General features: G+C 54.3%; 19 protein-coding genes and 1 tRNA gene. 13 read left to right on the forward strand and 7 right to left on the reverse strand.

Annotated features, from left to right (window positions below):
- Positions 1-85 precede the first annotated feature (85 nt).
- A complete protein-coding gene (locus JXR15_RS09155) occupies positions 86-991 on the forward strand; it encodes a LysR family transcriptional regulator (protein ID WP_422053707.1) in 906 nt (301 codons plus the stop codon).
- A gap of 160 nt (positions 992-1,151) precedes the next feature.
- The gene (locus tag JXR15_RS09160) at positions 1,152-2,186 is read left to right on the forward strand and encodes a Hint domain-containing protein (RefSeq protein ID WP_422052930.1); all 1,035 of its coding nucleotides are present in this window, start codon (positions 1,152-1,154) and stop codon (positions 2,184-2,186) included.
- Positions 2,187-2,323: 137 nt separating this feature from the next.
- Here the strand turns inward: JXR15_RS09160 and JXR15_RS09165 are convergent, their stop codons facing one another.
- Positions 2,324-3,364, reverse strand: a complete 1,041-nt coding sequence (locus tag JXR15_RS09165; protein WP_422052931.1) for an NADP-dependent oxidoreductase — start codon at positions 3,362-3,364, stop codon at positions 2,324-2,326.
- Positions 3,365-3,547: 183 nt separating this feature from the next.
- Here JXR15_RS09165 and JXR15_RS09170 point away from each other — a divergent pair, with 183 nt between their 5' ends.
- Positions 3,548-4,339, forward strand: a complete 792-nt coding sequence (locus JXR15_RS09170) for an inositol monophosphatase family protein (RefSeq protein WP_422052932.1) — start codon at positions 3,548-3,550, stop codon at positions 4,337-4,339.
- Between the two features lie 62 nt (positions 4,340-4,401).
- On the opposite strand, the gene JXR15_RS09175 is transcribed toward JXR15_RS09170, so the two are convergent.
- Genes JXR15_RS09175 through putA form a run of 3 tightly spaced genes read right to left on the reverse strand, consistent with a single transcriptional unit; the run spans position 4,402 to position 8,973 of the window.
- Entirely contained in the window at positions 4,402-4,770 is a 369-nt protein-coding gene (locus JXR15_RS09175) for a GFA family protein (RefSeq protein ID WP_422052933.1), read from the reverse strand.
- Complete coding sequence (locus tag JXR15_RS09180) at positions 4,767-5,516, reverse strand: rhomboid family intramembrane serine protease (RefSeq protein ID WP_422052934.1); 750 nt, start codon at positions 5,514-5,516, stop codon at positions 4,767-4,769. The genes JXR15_RS09175 and JXR15_RS09180 overlap by 4 nt, the downstream gene beginning before the upstream one ends.
- Before the next feature lie 31 nt (positions 5,517-5,547).
- Entirely contained in the window at positions 5,548-8,973 is a 3,426-nt protein-coding gene (putA, locus tag JXR15_RS09185; RefSeq protein WP_422052935.1) for a bifunctional proline dehydrogenase/L-glutamate gamma-semialdehyde dehydrogenase PutA, read from the reverse strand.
- A gap of 90 nt (positions 8,974-9,063) precedes the next feature.
- On the opposite strand from putA, the gene JXR15_RS09190 reads away from it, so the two are divergent.
- The 3 genes from JXR15_RS09190 (at position 9,064) to JXR15_RS09200 (ending at position 10,301) form a co-directional block, all read left to right on the forward strand.
- On the forward strand, positions 9,064-9,552 hold the full coding sequence (locus JXR15_RS09190; protein WP_422052936.1) for an Lrp/AsnC family transcriptional regulator: 489 nt from the start codon (positions 9,064-9,066) through the stop codon (positions 9,550-9,552).
- Positions 9,553-9,588: 36 nt separating this feature from the next.
- Positions 9,589-10,143 carry a tetratricopeptide repeat protein gene (locus JXR15_RS09195; RefSeq protein ID WP_422052937.1) on the forward strand — a complete coding sequence of 185 codons (555 nt, stop codon included), beginning with the start codon at positions 9,589-9,591 and terminating at the stop codon, positions 10,141-10,143.
- Between the two features lie 70 nt (positions 10,144-10,213).
- Positions 10,214-10,301 (forward strand) — tRNA-Leu (locus JXR15_RS09200).
- A gap of 739 nt (positions 10,302-11,040) precedes the next feature.
- Here the strand turns inward: JXR15_RS09200 and JXR15_RS09205 are convergent.
- Both JXR15_RS09205 and JXR15_RS09210 read right to left on the reverse strand, forming a co-directional pair.
- Positions 11,041-12,339, reverse strand: coding sequence for an MATE family efflux transporter (locus JXR15_RS09205; protein WP_422052938.1), 1,299 nt, complete (start codon positions 12,337-12,339; stop codon positions 11,041-11,043).
- Between the two features lie 80 nt (positions 12,340-12,419).
- Positions 12,420-13,118 (reverse strand): GntR family transcriptional regulator, encoded by a 699-nt coding sequence (locus JXR15_RS09210; protein ID WP_422052939.1) that lies wholly within the window; start codon positions 13,116-13,118, stop codon positions 12,420-12,422.
- 153 nt (positions 13,119-13,271) lie between these two features.
- Here JXR15_RS09210 and JXR15_RS09215 point away from each other — a divergent pair, with 153 nt between their 5' ends.
- From JXR15_RS09215 to JXR15_RS09245, 7 genes are all read left to right on the forward strand, one after another.
- Positions 13,272-14,366 (forward strand): ABC transporter ATP-binding protein, encoded by a 1,095-nt coding sequence (locus tag JXR15_RS09215; protein ID WP_422052941.1) that lies wholly within the window; start codon positions 13,272-13,274, stop codon positions 14,364-14,366.
- A 4-nt stretch (positions 14,367-14,370) separates the two neighbouring features.
- Positions 14,371-15,321, forward strand: a complete 951-nt coding sequence (locus tag JXR15_RS09220; protein ID WP_422052942.1) for an ABC transporter permease — start codon at positions 14,371-14,373, stop codon at positions 15,319-15,321.
- A gap of 13 nt (positions 15,322-15,334) precedes the next feature.
- Complete coding sequence (locus JXR15_RS09225) at positions 15,335-16,216, forward strand: carbohydrate ABC transporter permease (RefSeq protein ID WP_422052944.1); 882 nt, start codon at positions 15,335-15,337, stop codon at positions 16,214-16,216.
- Positions 16,217-16,243: 27 nt separating this feature from the next.
- On the forward strand, positions 16,244-17,800 hold the full coding sequence (locus tag JXR15_RS09230; protein WP_422052945.1) for a sugar ABC transporter permease: 1,557 nt from the start codon (positions 16,244-16,246) through the stop codon (positions 17,798-17,800).
- Positions 17,801-17,935: 135 nt separating this feature from the next.
- The gene (locus JXR15_RS09235; RefSeq protein ID WP_422052946.1) at positions 17,936-20,257 is read left to right on the forward strand and encodes a DUF4962 domain-containing protein; all 2,322 of its coding nucleotides are present in this window, start codon (positions 17,936-17,938) and stop codon (positions 20,255-20,257) included.
- 20 nt (positions 20,258-20,277) lie between these two features.
- Entirely contained in the window at positions 20,278-20,610 is a 333-nt protein-coding gene (locus tag JXR15_RS09240; RefSeq protein ID WP_422052947.1) for a cupin domain-containing protein, read from the forward strand.
- Positions 20,611-20,655: 45 nt separating this feature from the next.
- Positions 20,656-21,537: an NAD(P)-dependent oxidoreductase gene (locus JXR15_RS09245; RefSeq protein ID WP_422052948.1), complete on the forward strand. Its 882-nt coding sequence runs from the start codon at positions 20,656-20,658 to the stop codon at positions 21,535-21,537.
- Positions 21,538-22,043: 506 nt separating this feature from the next.
- Here the strand turns inward: JXR15_RS09245 and JXR15_RS09250 are convergent.
- On the reverse strand, positions 22,044-22,199 hold the full coding sequence (locus JXR15_RS09250; RefSeq protein WP_299419403.1) for a hypothetical protein: 156 nt from the start codon (positions 22,197-22,199) through the stop codon (positions 22,044-22,046).
- Between the last annotated feature and the right edge of the window lie 36 nt (positions 22,200-22,235).

Consider the following 22,235-nt stretch of genomic DNA (forward strand, 5'->3'; position numbering starts at 1 on the left):
TAACTTGCGGTTGTCCTCATGTCTCACACATGGCATCTTTACGCAAATTCATAATACTCAAGAAAGTCATGAGCCAAACATGAAGATGCACATCGAATTCCGCCACTTGCGCACGGTGCGTGCCATTCATGAATGTGGCGGTCTGGCCCGCGCAGCAGATCAGCTCAACATCACGCAATCAGCTTTGTCCCACCAGATCAAAGGTTTGGAAGAACAGGCTGGTGTGGAGCTGTTTGTGCGCCGCTCCAAGCCAATGAAATTGTCAGCCGCAGGTGTTCGCCTTCTGCGGCTGGCCAATCAGGTGCTGCCTGAGGTGGAAAAACTTGAAGCGGAATTTAATGGTCTGCGCGCGGGCAGCTCTGGCCGCCTGCACATCGCCATTGAATGCCACGCCTGTTTTGAGTGGCTGTTCCCGGTTCTGGAGCAATTCCGCAAGAACTGGCCAGATGTCGACGTGGACATCCGCCCCGGTCTGGCCTTTGACGCCATGCCCGCGCTTCAGAAAGAAGAAGTGGATCTGGTGGTCAGCTCTGATCCAGAGAAAATGCCCAATGTGTCGTTCAGCCATCTGTTTGACTATGCGCCCGTCTTTGTAGCCTCGTCTTCGCATCCTTTGGCGCAAAAAGACTTTGTCGAAGCAGAGGACTTTCGCGGCGAAACACTGATCACTTATCCGGTAGAGCGGTCACGTTTGGATGTATTCTCTCAGCTGCTAACCCCGGCCAAAGTTGAACCCGGGGCGGTGCGGCAAGCGGAGCTTACCGCTGTGATCCTGTTGCTTGTGGCCTCCAACCGTGGCGTTTCGGTTTTGCCGGACTGGGTTGTGCGCGAGGTCAAGTATTCGTCTGATTATGTGACCCGCCCAATCACTGACAAAGGCCTGACGCGAGCCTTGTTTGCTGCCACGCGCACCGATGATCTGAACAAGCCTTACATGCAGGATTTGATTCAATTGGCAGGCAAAGAAGCACGGCGTCTCCAATCAACTTAAACGGGTTGGTGAGACTCTTCTGGTATTTCTCCCCCTGAACAATCTGGTCGTTCATGTCCATGTTGTTGCGTAACGGTTCATCAGTTTAGGGGGTGGAGTATCTCCCAGCGCGCATTTGGCCTCTGTCAGGGTCGCGGCGCGGGCGGCTCCAGATTTGTCCATGCCTACTACGTTTAATGCGATCTCCGTTGGCCAATTGGCTGACATCGACACCAACGAAGGCAACACCACGGCGGAAAACGCCTCCGCCTTGGTGGGGCTGACTTTTGGCGGGGCTGGTGCTCCGCTGGTCAACGACTTTGTTGAAATCTCACCAGTTGGCAATGTTGGCTCGGCCTATGACATGGACAACAGTCCCAACGACCGTTTCACCGTTGATGGCAGCAGCCCGCAGACCTTTGACGGCACCGCCGTGTACAATGCCACAATCACCTATGTGGACGGCACCACAGCCACCTATAGCGCCGTGCTGTTTCAAGACACCAATGGCAACGCTTATCTGGCGCCGGAGTTTTCTAGCAATGCGGACCAAGCGGCGCTGGAAGCGGGCCCAATCCAATCGATCAGCCTTGATAGTCTACTGGGCAACCGCTACTCCGGCCTGACGGCGAGCCGGGAGGAATGGGATTTTGTGCCGTGTTTTGTTGAAGGCACCAAGATCATCACCCAAAAAGGCGAACGTCCGGTGGAAGCGCTGGAACCCGGCGACATGATCCTGACCATGGACCATGGCTTCCAACCTTTGCGTTGGATTGGCCGCCGCACGGTACTCGCACGCGGGGCTCTTTCACCCATCCGCTTTGCGCCCGGCGCGCTTGGCAATGACGTGCCGCTGATGGTGTCTCCGCAACACCGCATGATGCTGCGCGGCTGGCGGGTTGAAGTGAACTTTGGCGAAAGCGAAGTGCTGGTCCCGGCGCAAGCCCTCATCAATGGTGACACCGTGGTGCAAGTCGAGGGCGGCGAAGTTACCTATCTGCACCTGCTGTTTGATTGTCACGAAATCATCTACGGCGGCGGCATCCCCAGCGAGAGCTTTATGCCGGGCGAGCAGGGTCTCTCCTCCATGGCGCAGGCGGTGCAGGACGAAATTTACGAACTGTTCCCGGAACTGTTGAGCGAAGGCTTACATGTCTATGGCGAAGATGCCCGCCCGTCGTTGAAGGCGCGTGAGGCGCGGTTGCTGGTGCATTAACGCGCCGCACTTTGTGTTCACCGGGGGCAGGGGCACAAAACCCCCACCTCCGCGAAACAGCCGTTATACCGACACAATACCGACGTGGTTTTTGGCGTTTGCCAAACCTTAATCACCCCCATTGGGTCGGCGATACATCAGATCAGTTTCACCAGTTGTTTGCCTGTGTTTCCGCCTTTCAACAGGGAACGGAACGCTGCAGGCGCATTTTCCAACCCTTCGGCAATATCCTCGCCATATGCGATCTCTCCAGCGGCCAGTTTAGGCCCCACATCGCGCAGGAAATCGCCATAGCGGTCGTAGTGGTTGGAGATGATAAAGCCGTTCACAGACAGTTGGTTAACTAGAATCGTGCGCCACAGCCGTGGACCTGTCAGGCTCTCCATGGCCGCGTCCGCACCCAGCCCGCCGGCGTTGTACCAGGCAATCATGCCACAGAGCGGAATACGCCCACCCACATTCATCAGCGGCAGTACGGCGTCCAGCAGTTTGCCACCGACGTTTTCAAAATAAATATCAATGCCTTGCGGACATTCTGCCGCCACAGCCTTGCGCAGGCCACTGGCGGTTTCAAACGCCTTGTGATCGATGCAGGCGTCAAAGCCGTAAGTCTCTGTCGCCTTTGCACATTTCTCTGCTCCGCCGGCAATCCCAACCACGCGCAGGCCCATGGATTTGGCAATCTGTCCAACCATCGAGCCCACCGGTCCAGTTGCAGCCCCCACAACCAGCGTCTCGCCCTCTTTGGGTTTGCCCAATTCGGTCAACCCGAACCAACCCGTAAAGCCGGGCATGCCCATCACGCCAAGCGCTGTGGTGATCGGGGCCAGGCCGGGGTTAAGCTTTTGCATTTCATGGCCTTTTGCCACCCCATGCGTGGCCCACCCAAACATGCCAAGGGCAAAATCTCCGGGGGCAAAATCCTTGTGGTTGGAGGCCATTACCTCGCCAACTGCACCGCCGCCCATGGTCTCACCAATCTGCACCGCAGCGGAGTAAGATTTTGCTTCATCCATACGCCCACGCATATAGGGATCAAGCGACATGTAATGCACACGCACCAGCACCTCACCATCTTCGATAGTTGGTAAGTCCGCTGTTTCCAAACGGAAATTCTCGTCCTGCGGTTCCCCCGTAGGCCGGCTTGCCAGCACCATGCGCTGCATCTGTTCTGTCATCTGGGCATCCTCCAAAGCTTTGATCGCAGCTTGGGCGGCACAACCCTTTCTGGCAAGGGCAGGCGGATTTTAACCAGTTTTTGTGACGCGGCGTTTCCAAAGCGATGCGCGAGCCCCTATAAGGCCTTGGCAAAAAGGGATTACGGGCGTATACGCGCGCTCTGTGTCAAAAGGAGCCGTGCCATGCCGGGCAGCGCAAATCTGAACATCATGATGAAGGCCGCCCGTAAAGCGGGCCGGTCGCTGGTCAAAGACTTCCGTGAAGTTGAAAACCTTCAGGTGTCGACCAAAGGGGCCGGCGACTTTGTCAGCCGTGCCGACATCGCCGCCGAGGAAATCCTGAAAGAAGAGCTGCTGGGCGCGCGTCCAACATACGGCTGGATCGCAGAAGAAGGTGGCGAGATTGCGGGCAAAGACCCAACCCGTCGCTGGATTGTTGATCCGCTAGATGGCACCACCAACTTCCTGCATGGTTTGCCACACTGGGCGATCTCTATCGCCTTGGAACATAAAGGCGAAATCGTTGCGGGTGTGGTGTTTGACGCCGCCAAAGACGAGATGTTTTATGCGGAAAAAGGCGAGGGTGCCTGGCTCAATGACAGCCTGCGCCTGCGCGTGTCGGCCCGTCACCGCATGATCGAGTCGATCTTTGCAACTGGCCTGCCATTTGCGGGGCGTGTCGACCTGCCGGAGACCCTGAAAGATCTGGCGCGCGTGTTGCCCGCCACCGCCGGTGTACGCCGCTTTGGCGCCGCGTCTCTGGACCTCGCCTATGTGGCCGCAGGCCGGTACGAAGGCTTTTGGGAACGCAAGCTGCAGCCATGGGACGTGGCCGCAGGCCTGCTGATTGCCAAGGAAGCCGGGGCTTTGGTTGAGCCAATGAACCCGGAAGGCAATATCCTGGAAGATGGCGAGATGATTGTGGCAAACGAGCCGATCTTCTCGACCTTTGCAAAAGTCATTCGCAACGCTTAACGCGCGCTGTCGTCACGCGGCTTTTGCATCTCTGTGAAACAGTGAAACCTGGCCCAATTGGGTCAGGTTTTTTTGTCTGACGGGTGATTGACGCCGTCAACCCAGCCAAACGGCGCAAAATCGCTGGGGTTCACGCCGTCCAGTGCGCCGATGCTGACGCCATAGACGTCCGGACGTGAGCGGCGTTGGTGGTGTGTGTAAATCCCGCAGTTGCGGCAAAAGTAATGTTTGGCAGTGCCCGTGCCCCATGTGTACAGCGTCAGGCATTCGTGACCTTTTACGATTGTCAGATCGGAGAGCTTCACATCTACATTTGGCACCATGCGGCGACGACAGAAAGAACAGTCACACAACATGGCTTCGCTTGGGTCTTGGGCCAGCGTCACGCGCAGCTCTACTGAGCCGCAATGGCAGGTCAATTTGTGGCTCATCGCCGTTTTCTCCTTACACGGGGCACCGAACTTTGGCTGAGTTTGTATTTGGCTTCGGGGTGGGGCGGATGTCCGTGGGTATGCTGCCAATAGGCAGTGCCGCCGCGTTTGAGCCACACGGGTATCGCCAAAACGGCCCCGACGACAAAGCCGCCCGCATGCGCCCAATGGGCAACGCCGCCGCCTGCCGTATCGACAGCCAGGCCATTAAACAGCTGCAGGGCAAACCACACGCCCAACATGACCCACGCGGGGACAGTGAATATGCGGAAAATGATGATCAATATCAGCAAGATATCGACCTTTGCCTTGGGGAAAAGCAAAAGGTAGCCGCCCATCACACCGGCAATGGCTCCAGAGGCCCCCACCATAGGGATTTGACTATTCGAGTCGGCGGCAATCTGGGCAAAATCCGCGCCGAGACCGGACAATAGGTAGAAGGCGAGAAAGCCAAAGTGGCCCATCTCATCTTCGAGGTTGTCACCAAAGATCCACAAAAACAGCATGTTACCGAAGAGGTGCATCCAGCCGCCGTGCAGGAACATGGATGTCACAAGCCCATGCAATTGGCGTCCTTCAGTGACTTCGCCAGGAAGCAAGGCCCAGTCCTGAAAGAACTGGGCCAAACGGAGATTGTCCCCCATAAACGGCTGATAACTCAGGAAGATCCCGACATTCAGAAGGATCAGCGCATAGACGACATAGGGTGTGCGCCCGGAGGGGTTGTGGTCACGAATTGGAAACATGGCGCCAAGCTGTGCGGAATTGCGCGGAAGGTCAACTGCTCCCGCTCAAAAGCGCCGCGTTGCCGCCCGCTGCGGTGGTATCGACACAGACATGCCGCTCTCCCAACACCCGCGCTGCATCTGGCTGTCCGGTGATCAAAGGTAGGATAGGCCCATCGCGTTGCGCCAACGCTTGGTCATAAGCCCGGGCCTGACCTGCTTCTCCCCACCACATGGCGCCACAAAAGCCCCGCAAACCAGTGAGCGCGTCACCCGGGAGTTTGCCCGTTGCTACAATCGCTTGTCCGCCAAGACTTCTGACGATCTCAGCTTGCGCTTTTGCGGTCTCCGCACCTGGACCCATGCACACCATCGGCTCCCGCGCATAGCTGGTCAGCCGGTTGGACTCGCCAGTTGGGCCGGGCAAAGAAATGGTGGTGGCGCTGGTGTCGCCACTCTCACGATTGATTTTGTCCAGTTCCGCCTGTGCCACATCGGCGGGCATGATGCTGTCCCATGTCCCTGCATCCTCCGTAGGCACAGCAGCAAAGCGGCCAAGATAATGTGGCCCACCTGCCTTAGGGCCAGTGCCGGAAAGGCCTTCGCCGCCAAAGGGTTGTGAACCAACAATTGCGCCAATCTGGTTGCGGTTTATATATATGTTGCCCGCCTTCACACGGTCAGAGACGTGCTGCACCCGGTCATCAATCCGCGTTTGCAAACCAAATGTCAGGCCATAGCCGGTTGCATTGATGGCATCGATTACGGCGTCGAGTTCATTGGATTTGAAGGTGGCCACGTGCAGCACCGGACCAAAGATTTCCCGCTCCAAATCAGCAATGCCAGTCACCTTGATCAGCGTGGGCGCAATGAATGTGCCGGTCTGCGGCGTCGGCATCTGGAACAGCACACGTCCTTCGGATTGCGCCTGCGCAATGTGATCTGCAATACCGCGACGTGCCGTTCCGTCAATGACCGGGCCACTGTCGGTGGACAGCAGCCATGGGTCGTTTAGCGACAGTTCCTTCATCGCACCGGTCAACATCTCCAGCAGGTTTTCTGCAATGTCTTCCTGCACATAGAGGCATCTCAGCGCGGAGCAGCGTTGGCCTGCGGATTGGAAGGCGCTTTCGACAATCGCGGTCACTGCTTGTTCGGGCAGGGCAGTGCTGTCGACGATCATGGCGTTCAAACCACCTGTCTCAGCGATCAGTGGCGCGCCTGGAGCTAGGTTGTCTGCCATGGTGGCGCGGATGCGCAGTGCGGTGGCGGTTGAGCCGGTGAAGGCCACGCCGTTCACTCGAGGGTCAGAGGTCAGCGCCGCGCCGACGATTGCGCCGGAGCCGGGCAGGAGTTGCAATGCATCACGTGGCACGCCGGCCTCATGCAGAAGCTTGACGGCCTCATGGGCGATAAGTGGGGTTTGGTCCGCCGGTTTGGCAAGTACCGCATTTCCAGCGGCCAAAGCAGCGGAGACCTGTCCCGAGAAAATCGCCAGCGGGAAGTTCCACGGGGAGATACATGTGAACACACCCGCAGGTGGTGTCGATGGTGCGTTGGCGCCATAGTAACGCAAGAAATCAACGGCTTCGCGCAGCTCCGCGACTGCATCATTTGGCGTTTTGCCTGCTTCACGCGCCAGCAGCGCAAAAAGCGCGCCGTAATTCTCCTCAAAGAGGTCCGCCGCTTTGGACAGCACAACACCACGTTCGCTAGCGGATGCATCCCAGGGCTTTGCGGTGCTCAAGGCGCTCTCAACATCGGCTGCGCTGGCATGGGCCACGGCGCCAGGACTGTCGGTTGGCAGGAATGGGTTGTCGACGATCTGCGCCGTCTCGGGTGAGGCTGTGGTCGCCAGCAAAGGGGCGGCCTGCCATTGCGTGTTGCGATACAGGTCTCGGGCTGTGTCCAGCGCATTGAGTGTGGGGAGATCAGTCAGATCAAACCCTTTGGAGTTTACACGTTCCGGTGTGAATAGATCTGGCCCGCGCAGTAAGTCTCCTTCTGTGGACTGCACTTGATCAAACGGGTCACTGGCCACGGTTTCCGCAGGCACGTCTTCGTCAACAATCTGGTTCACAAAGGAGGAGTTCGCGCCGTTTTCAAGCAGTCGCCGGACCAAATAGGCCAGTAGATCGCGATGCGCGCCCACTGGGGCATAAATTCTGCAGTGGGTGCCTTGGTCCTTAAGGACAATGTCATGCAGAGCTTCGCCCATGCCGTGCAAGCGTTGGAATTCAAACGCCGATTTGTCCTCGGCCATGTGTAGGATGGCCGCCACCGTATGTGCATTGTGTGTGGCAAATTGCGGGTAGATGCGGTCCGTCATGTCCAGCAATTTACGGGCGTTGGCGATGTAGGACACATCCGTTGCCGCTTTGTTGGTGAAGACCGGGAAGCCGTCGATGCCTTCCACTTGCGCGCGCTTGATTTCCGTATCCCAGTAAGCGCCTTTTACAAGCCGCACCATGATTTTACGGTCCAGCCTATTGGACAACTCATAAAGGTAATCCAGCGTCGCGCCGGCGCGTTTGCCGTAGGCTTGCACCACAACACCAAAGCCGTCCCACCCAGCCAGAGCTGGCTCGCTAAGTACGGTTTCAATCACGTCCATGGAGATCGCCAAACGGTCCGCTTCTTCTGCGTCAATGTTGAGGCCCATTCCCGCAGATTTGGCCAGTAATGCCAAAGATCGCAGACGGGGCACCAACTCTTCCATCACGCGTTCGCGTTGCGCCACCTCGTACCGGGGGTGCAAGGCAGAAAGCTTAACCGAGATGCCTGGGTTGTCACGCGTGGCCTGGTTGGTGCAGGCGGCGGCAATGGCTGTGATCGCGCGCGAATAGGCGAGGTGGTAGCGCATGGCGTCCGCGTCGGTTTTGGCCGCTTCGCCAAGCATGTCGTAGGAATAGGTATACCCATTGTTTTCCATACCTTCCGCACGCTTCATGGCGGAGGTGATGGTTTCGCCCAATACAAACTGGCGGCCCATTTCTTTCATCGCGCGACCTACTGCGGTGCGGATCACAGGTTCCCCTAGACGTTTGACGGCGCCACGCAACGTGCCAATCAGACCGGTGTTTTGGTCGTCCATCACTTTGCCCGTCAGCAACAGCGCCCATGTTGAGGCGTTCACCAGAGACGACGTGGACTGGCCAAGGTGCTTGCCCCAATCAGACGGCGCAATTTTGTCCTCGATCAACGCGTCGATGGTGTCCGCATCGGGCACCCGCAGCAGCGCTTCGGCCAGACACATCAAAGCCACACCTTCATCGGTGGAGAGGCCGTATTCCGCCAAGAAGACTTCCATCATGCCCGGGCTGGTTTCTTCGCGGATTTCACGCACGAGAGAAGCGCCTTTGGCACAGATAGATTTGCGGTCTGCCGTCGACAGGCCACTGCAGGCTTTAAGCTCTTCCACCAAGGGGGCTTCTTTGCGGTAGGTGCTGGTGTCGATCAAGGCGCGCGCTTCGGTCATGAGGGTCTCCTGTGGTTTGGTTCAGTATACCTTTGCATTCTCAGGCGAATTGACTGATTGTTGCAGTTCAGCGTGGCAATGTGACCAAAGATGAGGGTTGAAACTGTGCAAAACGAGAAGTCTGAATTGGATCGGTATGATCGGGCGATTCTGGATGTTCTGGGGCGGGATGGGCGAATCTCGATCACGGATCTGGCAAAAGAAATTGGCCTCTCCAAGAGCCCAACACAGGCCCGGCTGCGTCGGTTGGAAGGCGATGGGGTGATCACCGGGTATCGTGCGTTACTGGATCCGATCCGGCTTGGATTGGACCATGTGGCCTTTGTTGAGGTGAAGCTGTCAGACACACGCGAAAAAGCTCTGCGGGCCTTCAACGCAGCTGTTGCGGAGGTGCCTGAGATTGAACAAGCGCACATGATTGCCAGTCATTTTGACTATTTGCTGAAAGTCAGGACAACCAACATGGCCGCCTATCGCCATGTTTTAGGAGAGAAAATTTCGGCATTGCCACATGTCGCCAGCACGTCAACTTACGTGGCGATGCAAGCGGTGAAAGAGACCGGCCTCGCGGAGATGTGACTTTGGTGGGCCGTGTCGCACGTGTCACGATTAAGCATGAAACTCTTATTGATACTTTTGCTGACTGCCGGGGCGGTCCAAGCGTCTGAGTGTCCACAAGCACCGGATCATTCAGCGGCGGTGGACGCATTGATTGCGCAGGTGCAGGTCGCGGACAATCAGATGACCGCGCAAGAGATTTCCAATGATATGTGGGCCTTGTGGGCGGATGCGCCAGATGAGGCTGCGCAGGAGATTTTGGATCGCGGTATGGCGAAGCGGTCGTCCTGGGATTTGTTGGGTGCACGTGAGGAGTTTGATCGGCTGGTGCATTACTGTCCGGAGTATGCCGAAGGGTACAACCAACGGGCTTTTGTAAACTTCCTACAGCAGGATTTTGAAGCAGCATTGCCGGATCTGAATCGCGCGATTGAACTCTCGCCACGTCATGTGGCTGCGTTGTCGGGGCGGGCTCTCATCCTAATTGGATTGGGACGTGAGGCTGAGGCGCAGGATGCGCTGGCGGCGGCGCTAGAGTTGAACCCCTGGTTGCCAGAGCGCAGTTTGTATAAACCACCGCCAATAAACGAAGCACCCGGTGAAAAGCTCTAACCTTCCGCACTTTACACCAGAAACAAAGCGGCTATTGTCGCGCCGCTGACCTTTGTTTGGCGTGTTGGTTGCCCGCGTGGTGGAATGGTAGACACAGGAGACTTAAAATCTCTAGGCCGATTATGGCCGTGCCGGTTCGAGTCCGGCCGCGGGTACCAAATAAATCTATCAATATAATGAAAATAAACAAAAAATGGCGACTTAGAAATCTAAGCCACCATCTGAGCCACCTTTGAGCTTTTGCTAGGATCAGGCTACTTCAAACAGCTCATCCACCTCTTCGGCCTTAAAAAGGTCGTGGAAGGCTCGTTTCCACCCAACTTGTAGGTTTTCAGCATCCCTTGCTTCTTTAGCCGATACACTTTGTCCCGGCTAATGAGGCACTGAGGATGATGATTGATGAAGTCCTAGGGATGACGAGAGTTGTAACGTAGTTAACTGTTGGGTTTTGGCTCCCGATTTATCATGTGAATTCAACATTGTTTTAAACGGGGGGCGGGCGCGTTCAGAGAATTTGGACCTTAGATAGATGTTTACGTTGGTCCTTATGGGCGGACAGCTGACGTTCGCTGTGAGCGCAAAAGGCGGTGTATTGGACAGATTACGGAAGCCAGTCATTGGAAATCGGTTGCGTAGGAGGGCGTCAAAACTTTGAGGATCGACCGTTTCGTAAAGCGGCCTTTGGTGTGTTAATTGAACGGCCCAAGTCGGACGCTAGCCAGCCGGCATTGGTTTAGATAGCAACAACCGTTGTTTCGTGTGCGGGGCAAAAGGGTGGGGCCGATAATATGGTATCGACCTTAGCGAAGAAGGAATCTTTATGGTAAGGACCGGGGGGCAAAACCGAACGCTGCTTCCTATTTGCTCGTTTTAAGCTTCCAAATCCGAGCCAGGGCTCTACGCCTCTAGCTGTATTTGCTTCCACTTCCCAGTCCAGAGGCGCCGGTGAAAGGGGAAGAATTTTATGACTTCTTCGGCCAGCATCAGAGACAACACCAATGGTGCTGTTGCTTCGAACCACATGACCGCAAGTACGGTAGTCGGCACCCGAAAAAGCCATTGTGACCAGACGAAAATGTGCATGACATAAACTGTGTCTCCGCTTGCTCGTAGAGTATTTCCACAGATGGCGTTGGTGGCGCGTGGGAATGAGGCAAGTACAAGGATCGGCAAGAAACTAAAAAGTGTAGCTCGGGTTTCTGCTGTCAGATCACTGTACAAGAAATTGACAGACGAGCAGAGGGCAATAAAGACCAAGGAAACCAACGTAGCGCTTGCAAACGCGCCGCGCCATGCGGTTGACAAAAACCTATCGAGTGTTTTTTCCGTTGCACCGCGCCCCAGCAACTGGGCGACAAGGATACCGGTTGCCTGTGTCCACTGCATCGATAACTGGCCCACCAAAAGGTTCCATGGAGCAATCAAGGCAAGGGCTGCAAAATCCGTCAACGACATCCCGGCGTAAATCATTGTGCAGACATGGGTTGCCAGAGTTGCACTCACAAAAGTAGCCGCGATCGGAAGGGCAAACCTGATGTGACGCCCAAGTGTTGTTATGAAACGTCCGTGCCGCCATCCCCTTACCCTCAAGAGGTGGCGATCGCTTTGGTAAAGTCGCAACATAAAGAATAAAGCCTGCAACAGCGATGCGAAGGCGCTGCCCATCGCGGCGCCACTGATGCCAAACGCAGGCAATCCCCAGAGGCCGTGGATTAGCGCGATGCTCACGATCACATTGATTGGAACGGAAATCAGATAACCGTAAAGCGGGATGCGCGTCCGGCCAATGCCATTGAAGTAACTCGACAAGCACTGCCCGACGGCTTCAAAAAGGACGACAAGCACGAAAATGGAAAGATAGCTCCAAGCATGTGAGGCAACTTCTTTTGATGGAGCAATATCGTCAATGAAGCTGTCCCCAAAACACAGAAGCAGTACTCCTCCTGTGCAGCCAATTCCCAAACTGATTGTCAGCCCGCTGGCCAAAACCGACTTGATGAATACAGGGTCTCCGGTCCCGTAGGCCTGAGCCGCTCTGATCTGCATCGCGTGTGCGAAAGCAAAGATTGTTCCAAGAATGATCCCTCCGATTGCCACCGCGAGCCCCATTGCGCCTACAGCAGATTCACTGAGTGAAGAGACCAGCCAACCATCTATAACTACCATGCCGTGTAAGAAGATGGCTTTGAGGGTCATCGGCCAGGCCAAGGCAAAAATATCGCCAGAACCAGGTGGCTTGGGGCTGTGGTTGGGCTCGTGTGGTTGGTTCACTGGAGTCAGGGAAGCGACGACTGAGGTTCGAAGTAGTTCGCGTTGCTGACTCGGATCCGTTCAATAGTGTCATCAAGCCTGGAAAAATGCTCGACACCAGCGGTAATTGCAGCCTCAGCGTCATGCGCCTTCACGGCTTCCGCAATTTTGCGATGATCCTCAATTAGAACCGGCATTTGCTGCTCTTTTTCCAGGCCAAGAACGCAAAGCCGGTCAACCTTTGTTTTCTCCGCCATCACAACATCATAGGCGAACTCGGCTTTAGCGATGTCGCACAGAATGTGATGGAATTCGTAGTCCAGGCGAGCAAATCCATCGATGTCGCAAGATAGGACAGCCTCCTCCTGAGCTGCGATGGCTTCATTGAGGCGTGCGGCACTTAGTACGTCGCAATAGGCGCAGGCTCTGCGCAAGACCTCGGTTTCGATTGCAACGCGTACAAAGCGGGATTTCTTGATTTCGCGCATAGAAAACCGTCGTACTTCTGTTGCGCGTTTGGGGCGGATTTTTAGTAGGTCGAGATTTGCCAGGCGGCTGAATGCATCGCGCACCGGCTGGCGCGAAACATTAAAACGTGTTGCGATTTCCGCTTCGGAAATCCGGTCACCCGGTCGCAGACGCAAAGTCAAAATTTCCTCATGGAGGAAGTCAAAGATCGCATCGACGCTTGTTCGCGCCCCGTTAATTTCTTTCGTCTGAACCATAATTCACCTTTCCGGTGCAACCCTACATGACGCGAGGGGAATTGCAAGCTGGTATACTAGACTAGTATTCCAGATTGCCATCTAGTATACCAGATGAAGAAAGCGACGAATCATCTTTCGCAAGATGACTTGAAGGGCCTTCGGGAGGGGAAAATGGCAGGCGTAAATCTCAGCAGCATTGTAAAGTCTTACGGCGCTCTACAGGTGGTTCATGGAATTGATCTGGAGGTCGCGGAGAAGGAGTTCGTTGTTCTCGTAGGACCTTCCGGGTGCGGGAAATCCACAACGTTGCGCATGATTGCTGGACTGGAAGAGATCACAGCGGGCGACCTAACCATTGATGACCGCCGCGTGAATCGCGTGGCACCAAAAGATCGGGATGTGGCGATGGTTTTCCAAAACTATGCGCTTTATCCGCACCTTAACGTGGCCGACAATATGGCCTTTGGTCTTCGCATTCGGAAGATGCCGAAGGACGAAATCAAAACCACAATTGATGAAGTTGCGGAAGTTCTAGGTCTCACACCTTATTTAGAGCGTCGCCCGGCGGATTTGTCTGGTGGTCAACGACAGCGAGTAGCTATGGGCCGGGCAATTGTTCGTCACCCGAAGGTGTTTCTCTTCGATGAACCCCTCTCCAACCTCGATGCGAAATTGCGAACCCAGATGCGTGCCGAGATTAAAAGGCTCCACAAACGTCTCGGTGTAACTTCCGTGTATGTGACGCACGATCAGGTCGAGGCAATGACACTTGCCGACCGGATTGTCGTGATGAACGATGGAGCTATCGAACAGATTGGCACTCCGATGGAGCTGTTCAACAATCCTGCCAATACTTTCGTTGCTGGTTTTCTTGGTTCGCCTCCAATGAACATGGTGAAAGGTGTGTTGACCGAGACGGGCGCGCACTTAGCAGGCGTAGAGATCGCGCTCGGTGCTCAGTACCACGGGCAAGCTGGGCGAGAGGTCATAGTTGGCATTCGACCAGAACACGTTTCATTGAAAGTCTCTGAAGGCACCTCGCCGCTGCCAATCAGTCTAGATTTGGTCGAGCCGCTAGGGTCTGAAGCGCTACTTCACGCCCGATTAGGTGATGCTGAGCTGGTGTTTAAGGCCGAGACAAATGGAGACATCGCCCACCTATCAGGGGTGAGTGAAGTTCATGTGCCAGCCGACCTAGCGAAGGTCTTTGACGCGGCTACGGGGCGGGCACTTGTTGCACAGTCGGGTTCAGGCTCAGAGGGCTGATGGCATGACGGAGCAAAGCACCCCGAACAGCAACCACAAAAACGATCGCTGGACACGTCTGATAGATCACATCAAGGCTGAGTGGCAAATCTACCTGATGCTATTGCCTACCATCGTTTGGTTTCTCGTTTTCCTCTACAAGCCAATGTATGGGCTGCAAATTGCCTTCAAAGACTACTCGATTTTCAAGGGTGTCGCGAACAGTCCTTGGGTCGGCTTGGAACACTTCCATACACTCTGGGAAAACGATCAGTTCTGGCGAGCAGTGTCCAACACCATCAAAATAAGCGCGCTTAATCTCCTCTTTGGCTTTCCGGCACCAATCATCCTGGCGTTAATGTTCAATGAAGTAATGAATGCCAGCTATAAGCGCACAGCACAGACAATCGTTTATCTGCCGCATTTCATCTCGTCCGTCATTATCGCGGGTATCGTGATCACGGCCTTCTCGCCCACTGCAGGGATCATCAATACCGTGATCGGTTGGTTTGGTCTGGAACCCGTCTACTTCTTGACGCAGCCGGAATGGTTCCGCCCGATCTTTGTCGGCACAGGAATCTGGCAGGAAGCGGGTTTTGGATCCATCGTCTTTCTCGCAGCCATCGCTGGCGTGAACCCTTCGCTCTACGAAAGCGCAGTGGTGGACGGAGCGAACCGGTGGCAAATGATGTGGAAGATCACAATTCCTTCGATACTTCCGACTATCTTGATCATGCTGATAATCCGGATCGGAAACGTGATGGAAGTGAGCTTTGAGCTGGTGATACTGCTCTATCAACCCGCCACCTACGAGACTTCAGATGTGGTGAATACGTGGGTTTACCGCCAAGGTTTGCAGTCCGGCCAATACGACCTCGCCGCTGCTGCAGGCCTGTTCAATGCCATGGTCGCCTTCGTCCTGGTGATGACCGCCAACACGCTGTCGCGCCGCTTCTCGCGCACGTCGCTTTGGTAAGAGAGGGAAAACCATGAACAACTGGAACCTTTACTCTCGCGGCGACAAATTTTTTGCCATCACGGTCTCCGTCTTGATTGGCATGTTCACCGTCGCGACGCTTTACCCGTTTATCTACATCGCGGCGGTTTCTTTAAGCTCGGGTTTTGCGGCACAAGCTGGCAAAGTGGTCCTCACACCAATTGACGCGACACTGGAAGCTTATGGGTTCATCATAACCGATCCAAAGTTTTGGATCTCATATCGGAACACCTTTATCTACACGATTGGTGGAACTGTGATGAGCCTCGTGTTCATTATCCCGGGAGCATACGCACTATCTCGACCGCAGCTCAAAGGACGCAGATATTTCAATCTCTTCATCGCATTTACGATGTGGTTTAATGCAGGTCTCATACCGTTTTTCCTGAATATGCGTGACCTAGGGCTGCTCGACAGCATGTTTGGCATCATCCTGGCTTTCGCCGTCAACGCCTTCAACATCATCCTGCTACGAAACTTCTTCGAGGCAATTCCTCAGAGTTTCGAGGAGGCTGCGCGCATGGACGGCGCCAATGATTTTCAGGTACTCTGGAAGGTTTTTGTTCCTCTGTCCAAACCAGCCATAGCAACCATCACGCTGTTTTGCATCGTCTCGCGTTGGAATGGCTTCTTCTGGGCAATGGTCTTGTTGCAATCAGAGGACAAGATTCCGCTGCAGGTCTTCCTACGCCATACCATCGCGACACTGTCAGACGATGACGAATTCGCGATGGTGCAGACCGCGGCGGGTTTCAGCGCTGAGACGGTTACTGCGGCCATCATCGTCTGCTCAATTGTCCCCGTCCTAATTGTCTACCCATTCATCCAAAAATACTTCGAGAAGGGCATCCTGCTCGGAGGCGTCAAAGAATAATGAGCCCAACGCATTAGGGAGGAAATCATGCGTAAACTCACTATCGGAACGGCCCTGCTTGCCTGCAGCGCCATCACCACGCCGGTTTTGGCCGAAGACAGTCACAGGATAGTTGACGAGCCATTAGAACTTACGATCCAGATGAACCACGCACGTTATCCGGTTTACGAAGAGAGCTGGCCGGTTGAACAGGTTGCGCGCGAGATGACGGGTATTCACCTGGTCAACGACACCGTGGGTGCCAACATGCGCACGGACGAAAATACTGGTCGCACTGAGGCATTGAACCTCATGCTCGCATCTGGCCATATTCCAGATATCGTGGGATCTTCGCGTATTCGCGATTTCGTAAACCAGTACGGTCCCGAAGGTGCTTTCATCCCGCTCAACGATCTGATCGCCGAGCACGCGCCTAACATCGCAGCCTACTATGCTGAGCGCCCAGATATTGAAGCGGCGGTGAAGGCTGCGGACGGCCAAATGTACTACATCCCATATTTGCCGGATGGAAAATATGGTCGCGCCTATTGGATCCGCACCGACTGGCTCAACAAACTTGGGCTCGATATGCCTGAGACTGTCGAGGACTACGAAAACGTTCTGCGGGCTTTCAAAACGCAAGACCCCAACGGGAATGGCGAGGCAGACGAAGTGCCTCTGTTCTTCCGTCAGTGGCCTGAGTTGATCCGCATGGTAACCCTTTGGGATGGCCGTGCGCATGGCTCTGACACATACCATGACTTCCTCGTAGAAGACGGTCAGGTCTCTCATGGCTATCTCGGGGAAGGATATCGTGAAGGTATCAAGAACCTGGCGCGCTGGTATGATGAAGGACTAATCGACGCTGAAGTGTTCACCCGTGGTTCCTCAGCGCGTGATTTTTTGCTTTCTGAAAACTTGGGAGGATCAACGCACGATTGGTTTGCTTCCACAGGTGGTTACAACCGTCTTTCAGCTGACATCGAAGGCTTCGAGTTTAAGGCATTCGCTCCACCAGCGTCGCCTTCAGGTCGTCGCGTTGAAGAGCACCGTCGTATTCTTGTGAAGCCTGACGGCTGGGCCATTGGCCACACCAATGAGCATGCCGTTGAAACCATCAAGTACTTCGATTTCTGGTTCTCGAAAGAAGGACGCCGTCTGGCCAACTTTGGTGTCGAAGGTGAACAGTATGAAATGGTCGATGGCAAACCCGTCTTCACGCAGGCCTTTCTTGATGCAGGCCCTGTTAATCGCTCGTTGTACCAAGTTGGTTCGCAACTCCAAGCACGGGGATATTTCCAGGATTATAACTACGAATGGCAATGGACCAATGAATTCGCTCAAGAGGGTATCAAGCTTTATGACCAAGGTGATTATCTGATCCCTGACTTCTTGGGCGTGGCTTTCGACGCAGATGAGCAGAAAGTCTACGACAAGCACTGGAGCAGCATCCGCGACTACATGCTGGAGCGTCAGCAGGTTTGGATTCTTGGTGGCGGTGATGTCGAAGCTGAATGGGAAGATTACCTCGCGCAGCTTGAAAGCATGGGTCTGAGTGCGGTGCTTGAGGTCATGCAATCGGCCTACACGCGCCAGTACAACTGATCATCTTTAGTCTCATGAATGTGCTCCTAACCCTCTTGAGAGCGGTTCATTGAGAAGTTCGAAGAGGGCAGTCTGTGCGCTGCCCTCTCACAAAAACAAATTATCCTTTTTATGCGAACCGAACGGAACATGAAGATGGCAGGACAATCCCTTCCTTTGCTCGATGAACCCAAAGCAGGGCGACTGACCATTCAATACGGTCCGACCTCTCAAAGTGAAGTTACAGAGAACCCACCGTGCTTCTCTTGGATTCCAGTGATCGACGATGAGGCTCGTTACGTTCTTCGGGTCACAACAGATCCAAGTTACCCGAAAGAAAAGACACAGATATTTGAGAATCTGCCGCTCAACTTTTTCACTCCCGATGTGGTGCTCGACCCAGGTAAATATCACTGGTCCTATGCAACTTGGGACGCGGGTACGCAATCGCCTTCAAGTCAGTGGAGTAGCGACCGCGGATTTGTTGTGGCTGAGGGCCTACCGGAGGTCCCACTGCCTTCACGCAAAACTCGTCTGTCCCGTGTTGAAACTGGCCACCCCCGTTTGTGGATGACGCCGGATCGCCTTGACGGCTTCAAAGCGGCCGTTGCTGAGGATCCAGCGCATTGTTCCTGGGTAGCATTTTACGAGAAATCTGTGCTGCCTTGGATGTCGCGGGAAGTGATGCTGGAGCCGAAAGGGTATCTAGATCACAAGCGTGTTGCCCCGGTTTGGCGGCAAACCTACATCGATTTGCAAGAATGCTGGTATGCGATCCGACATTTGGCTGTCGCAGGCAAGGTTTTGGATGACGAAACGATGACCGTTCGTGCCAAGGCCTGGCTTTTGGAGGCTGCCACATGGGATCCAATGGGCGTCACGTCTCGCGCATATACCGATGAATGGGCCTATCGCGTCTGTAATGCTTTGGCTTGGGGATATGACTGGCTCTACGATGTGTTAGATGAAGACGAACGTGTTGCTGTCCGCAATGCTTTGCTAGAACGCACCCGCGACATTGCAGAGCACGCCATTGCGAACGCAAAAATCCACCTCTTTCCATATGACAGCCACGCTGTGCGTTCAGTATCTTTGACGTTAATACCGGCCTGCATTGCCCTGCTAGGGGATGACGAGGACGACGAAGCTCGTGATTGGCTGAACTACTGTATCGAGTTTCTTTCTGGCGTCTATTCTCCTTGGGGTGATAGTGACGGCGGTTGGGCCGAGGGTACTAACTATTGGATGATGGGCATGGCCTACTTCATCGATGCGGCGAACCGCCTGAAGTCCTACACTGGCATTGATCTCTACAAGCGGCCTTTTCTGCAAAACACAGCCGACTTTCCTCTCTACTGTAAGGCACCAAATACGCGCCGGGCAACATTTGGCGATGACAGTACACAGGGTGATCTGCCTTGCATCAAAACCGGCCTAAATCTACGCCAGTTTGCCGGGGTAACCGGCAAAGGGGCCTATCAGTGGTACTGTGAAGAGAACCTACGCACCAACCCTGGCACCGAAGGCGAGTTTTACAATTGGGGTTGGTGGGACACTCATTTCGATGAGCTGGTATTCCAAACGGATTACCCCGCTGTCGAAGCCACTCCACCGGAAGACGGTTTGCGCCATTTCAAAGGCATCGGTTGGGTCGGCGTTCAGCATGCAATGTCGGATCCAGACAACCACATTCAATTTGTGTTTAAGTCTTCGCCGTTCGGATCCATCAGCCATAGCCATGGAGACCAAAATGCATTTTGTCTCGCTGCGTATGGTGAAGACCTAGCAATTCAATCCGGACACTATGTGGCCTTTAACTCGTCGATGCACCGAAACTGGCGACGCCAAACCGCTTCAAAAAACGCCATCTTGATCAACGGCAAGGGCCAATATGCCGGTAAAGACAAGTCCAAGGCCATGGCTGCTACTGGGAAAATCCTTGCTGCCGAAGAACGCGAAGACCACATTTTCATTCACGGTGATGCGACGCCTGCCTATCAGTCTTTGTCTCCGGAAGTGACACGCGCGGAACGCGAGATCTACTTTGTCCGGAACTCCTACTTTGTAATCGTCGACAAGGTTGATGCGGAGACACCGGTTACTGTTGATTTCTTGCTGCACGCGAACAAGCGCTTTGACCTTGGGAAATCTTCCTTCCGCAACACGGGGGAAAAGGCCGGTTTCTATGGACAAGTTGTATGGTCCGAAGCAGGAAAGCCAACAATCTCGCAGACAACAGATTTTCCCGACGTTGATCCCGCGGACTACGAAGGGCTCCCAGTGAGTACTTTTCTCACTGCGCATTATCCAGCCGCGACCCGGCACCGAATTGCAACGCTGCTCGTGCCTTACAAACTCGACGCACCAAAGCGGGTGTTCAATTTCATGGATGATCAGGGCTACGACGCTGACCTCTATTTTACGGATGCGGACGAGAACACCTTCAAAATCGTGATGAAAAAGCTCGCAAATACATAAACTTGCCAAGGAGTCTCACAGTGAAGCCGAAAAACTATTTCCCTGCCGACGAGAATGAGTTGGTCAACGTGCAAGCCGGTTTGACCCGCAAAGTCGCCGCCTACAACGACAACGTGATGTGTGCCGAAGTGCGTTTTGAAGCTGGGACTGTCGCGGCTTTGCACAGCCACCGGCACGAGCAGATCACCTATGTCATTTCCGGAAAATTCGAATTCAAAGTGGGTGAGGAAACCTATGTCGTTTCAGCGGGCGACTCTCTCTACAAACAGCCCGACATCGTGCATGGAGCCACCTGCCTAGAGGCTGGGACATTGCTCGATATTTTCACGCCTCATCGTGAAGATTTTGTCTAGTCCCCGCGCATTCTAAAAACATCTATTCCCCAAAGGAGAAACACCATGACGAAACCTGTCATCGGATTTATTGGCCTTGGCCTCATGGGCGGAAACATGGTCGAAAACCTGCAAAAACGTGGCTTCGATCTCGTCGTCATGGATCTTGATCCAACAGCGGTAAAAAACGTTCTTGAACGCGGAAATGCATCTGCGGCTACATCGCCTAAAGCCTTGGCTGAAGCAAGCGACATTGTGATGCTCTGCTTAACAACTTCGGACGTTGTGGAGGACATTGTGTACGGTGATGAAGGTGTCCTCACCGGCATCAAGGAAGGCAGTGTTGTTATCGATTTCGGAACATCCATTCCCGCGTCAACGCGCAAGATCGGCGCGGATCTTGCGGCCAAGGGTGCCGGCATGATTGACGCCCCGTTGGGACGCACGCCTGCGCACGCACGGGACGGCTTGCTAAATATCATGGCTGCCGGCGACCCTATAACCTTTGATCGCGTCAAGCCCGTGCTTGAGCAGCAAGGCGAGAACGTATTTTATCTTGGTGCTTTGGGAGCTGGTCACGTAACAAAGTTGATCAACAACTTCATGGGGATGACAACCGTATGTGCGATGAGCCAGGCGTTTGCAGTGGCAGAGCGCGCAGGCGTCGACAGGCAGCAGCTGTTTGACATTATGTCTACCGGGCCTTCCAATTCGCCTTTTATGGCGTTCTGCAAGAATTACGCGGTGGATGGCGTGAGCGACCTTGGTTTCTCTATCAATAATGCCAACAAGGATCTTGGATACTTTCTAAAGATGGTTGAAGACATGGGTACTCAAGCGATAATCGCGGAGGGCACGTCTCGCAATTTGCAAGCTGCGGTCGCAGAAGGTTTGGGCGGTGGCAATGTGCCTGAGATTTTTGACTACTTTTTGAAACTGGAGACCTAGCCTCCTTTGCCACGTTGATCTCGGGCTGCGCGGTTTTTACGCGCGGCTCAATGCCCGAGGCAAATGACCGCTTCGGCGATGAGACGGCGGAGCGCGGAAGTCTCCCTTAGATGTTTGCTAAGGGCTGGAAGTGAAGGTTTTGGGCTTCCGAATCAAAGAAAGATTGTTTTTGGATTGTGTTTTTCAAAGGCGTAGCTCAATGCGCCATCCAGTGATCTTAGAAAAATCCTTTTGTCTTGATCACACATAAATCAGTCGTGAAACAATGCACCGTTTAGAAATGTCGATGTGAACAGCCGTTTAAAACGATGCTGCGAAACCATCGACGTAACACGATCTAAGCCACAATTTGAGCCAACAATTGTTTGCGACAATTTGCCGGCTTCAAGTGTTGTAGGTAGCAACTATTTAAGAAAAATCCGCGAACTGCAACACTTTGAAACAAGAAACAGGTTCCGGCCGCGGGTATCAGTAATAGATTGTAATGTCTGAAAAATATTAGTCCGCTACGAGCGTACTTCTTTGCCAGATGCGATGCTTGCAACGATAAATCCAAGCACAAGTGCCACAAAGACACTGATGCCCAACATCAGCAGGGACGCGGACACAACTGGCGGGAGCGCTTCAATAATGCTCCAGAATACGTTCAGAATGGCTTCCATTGGTCAATCTCCTTTAGGTGCAAACATGGCTGCACG

It is taken from the genome of Shimia sp. (assembly GCF_049116215.1).
Classification (GTDB): Bacteria; Pseudomonadota; Alphaproteobacteria; order Rhodobacterales; family Rhodobacteraceae; genus Shimia.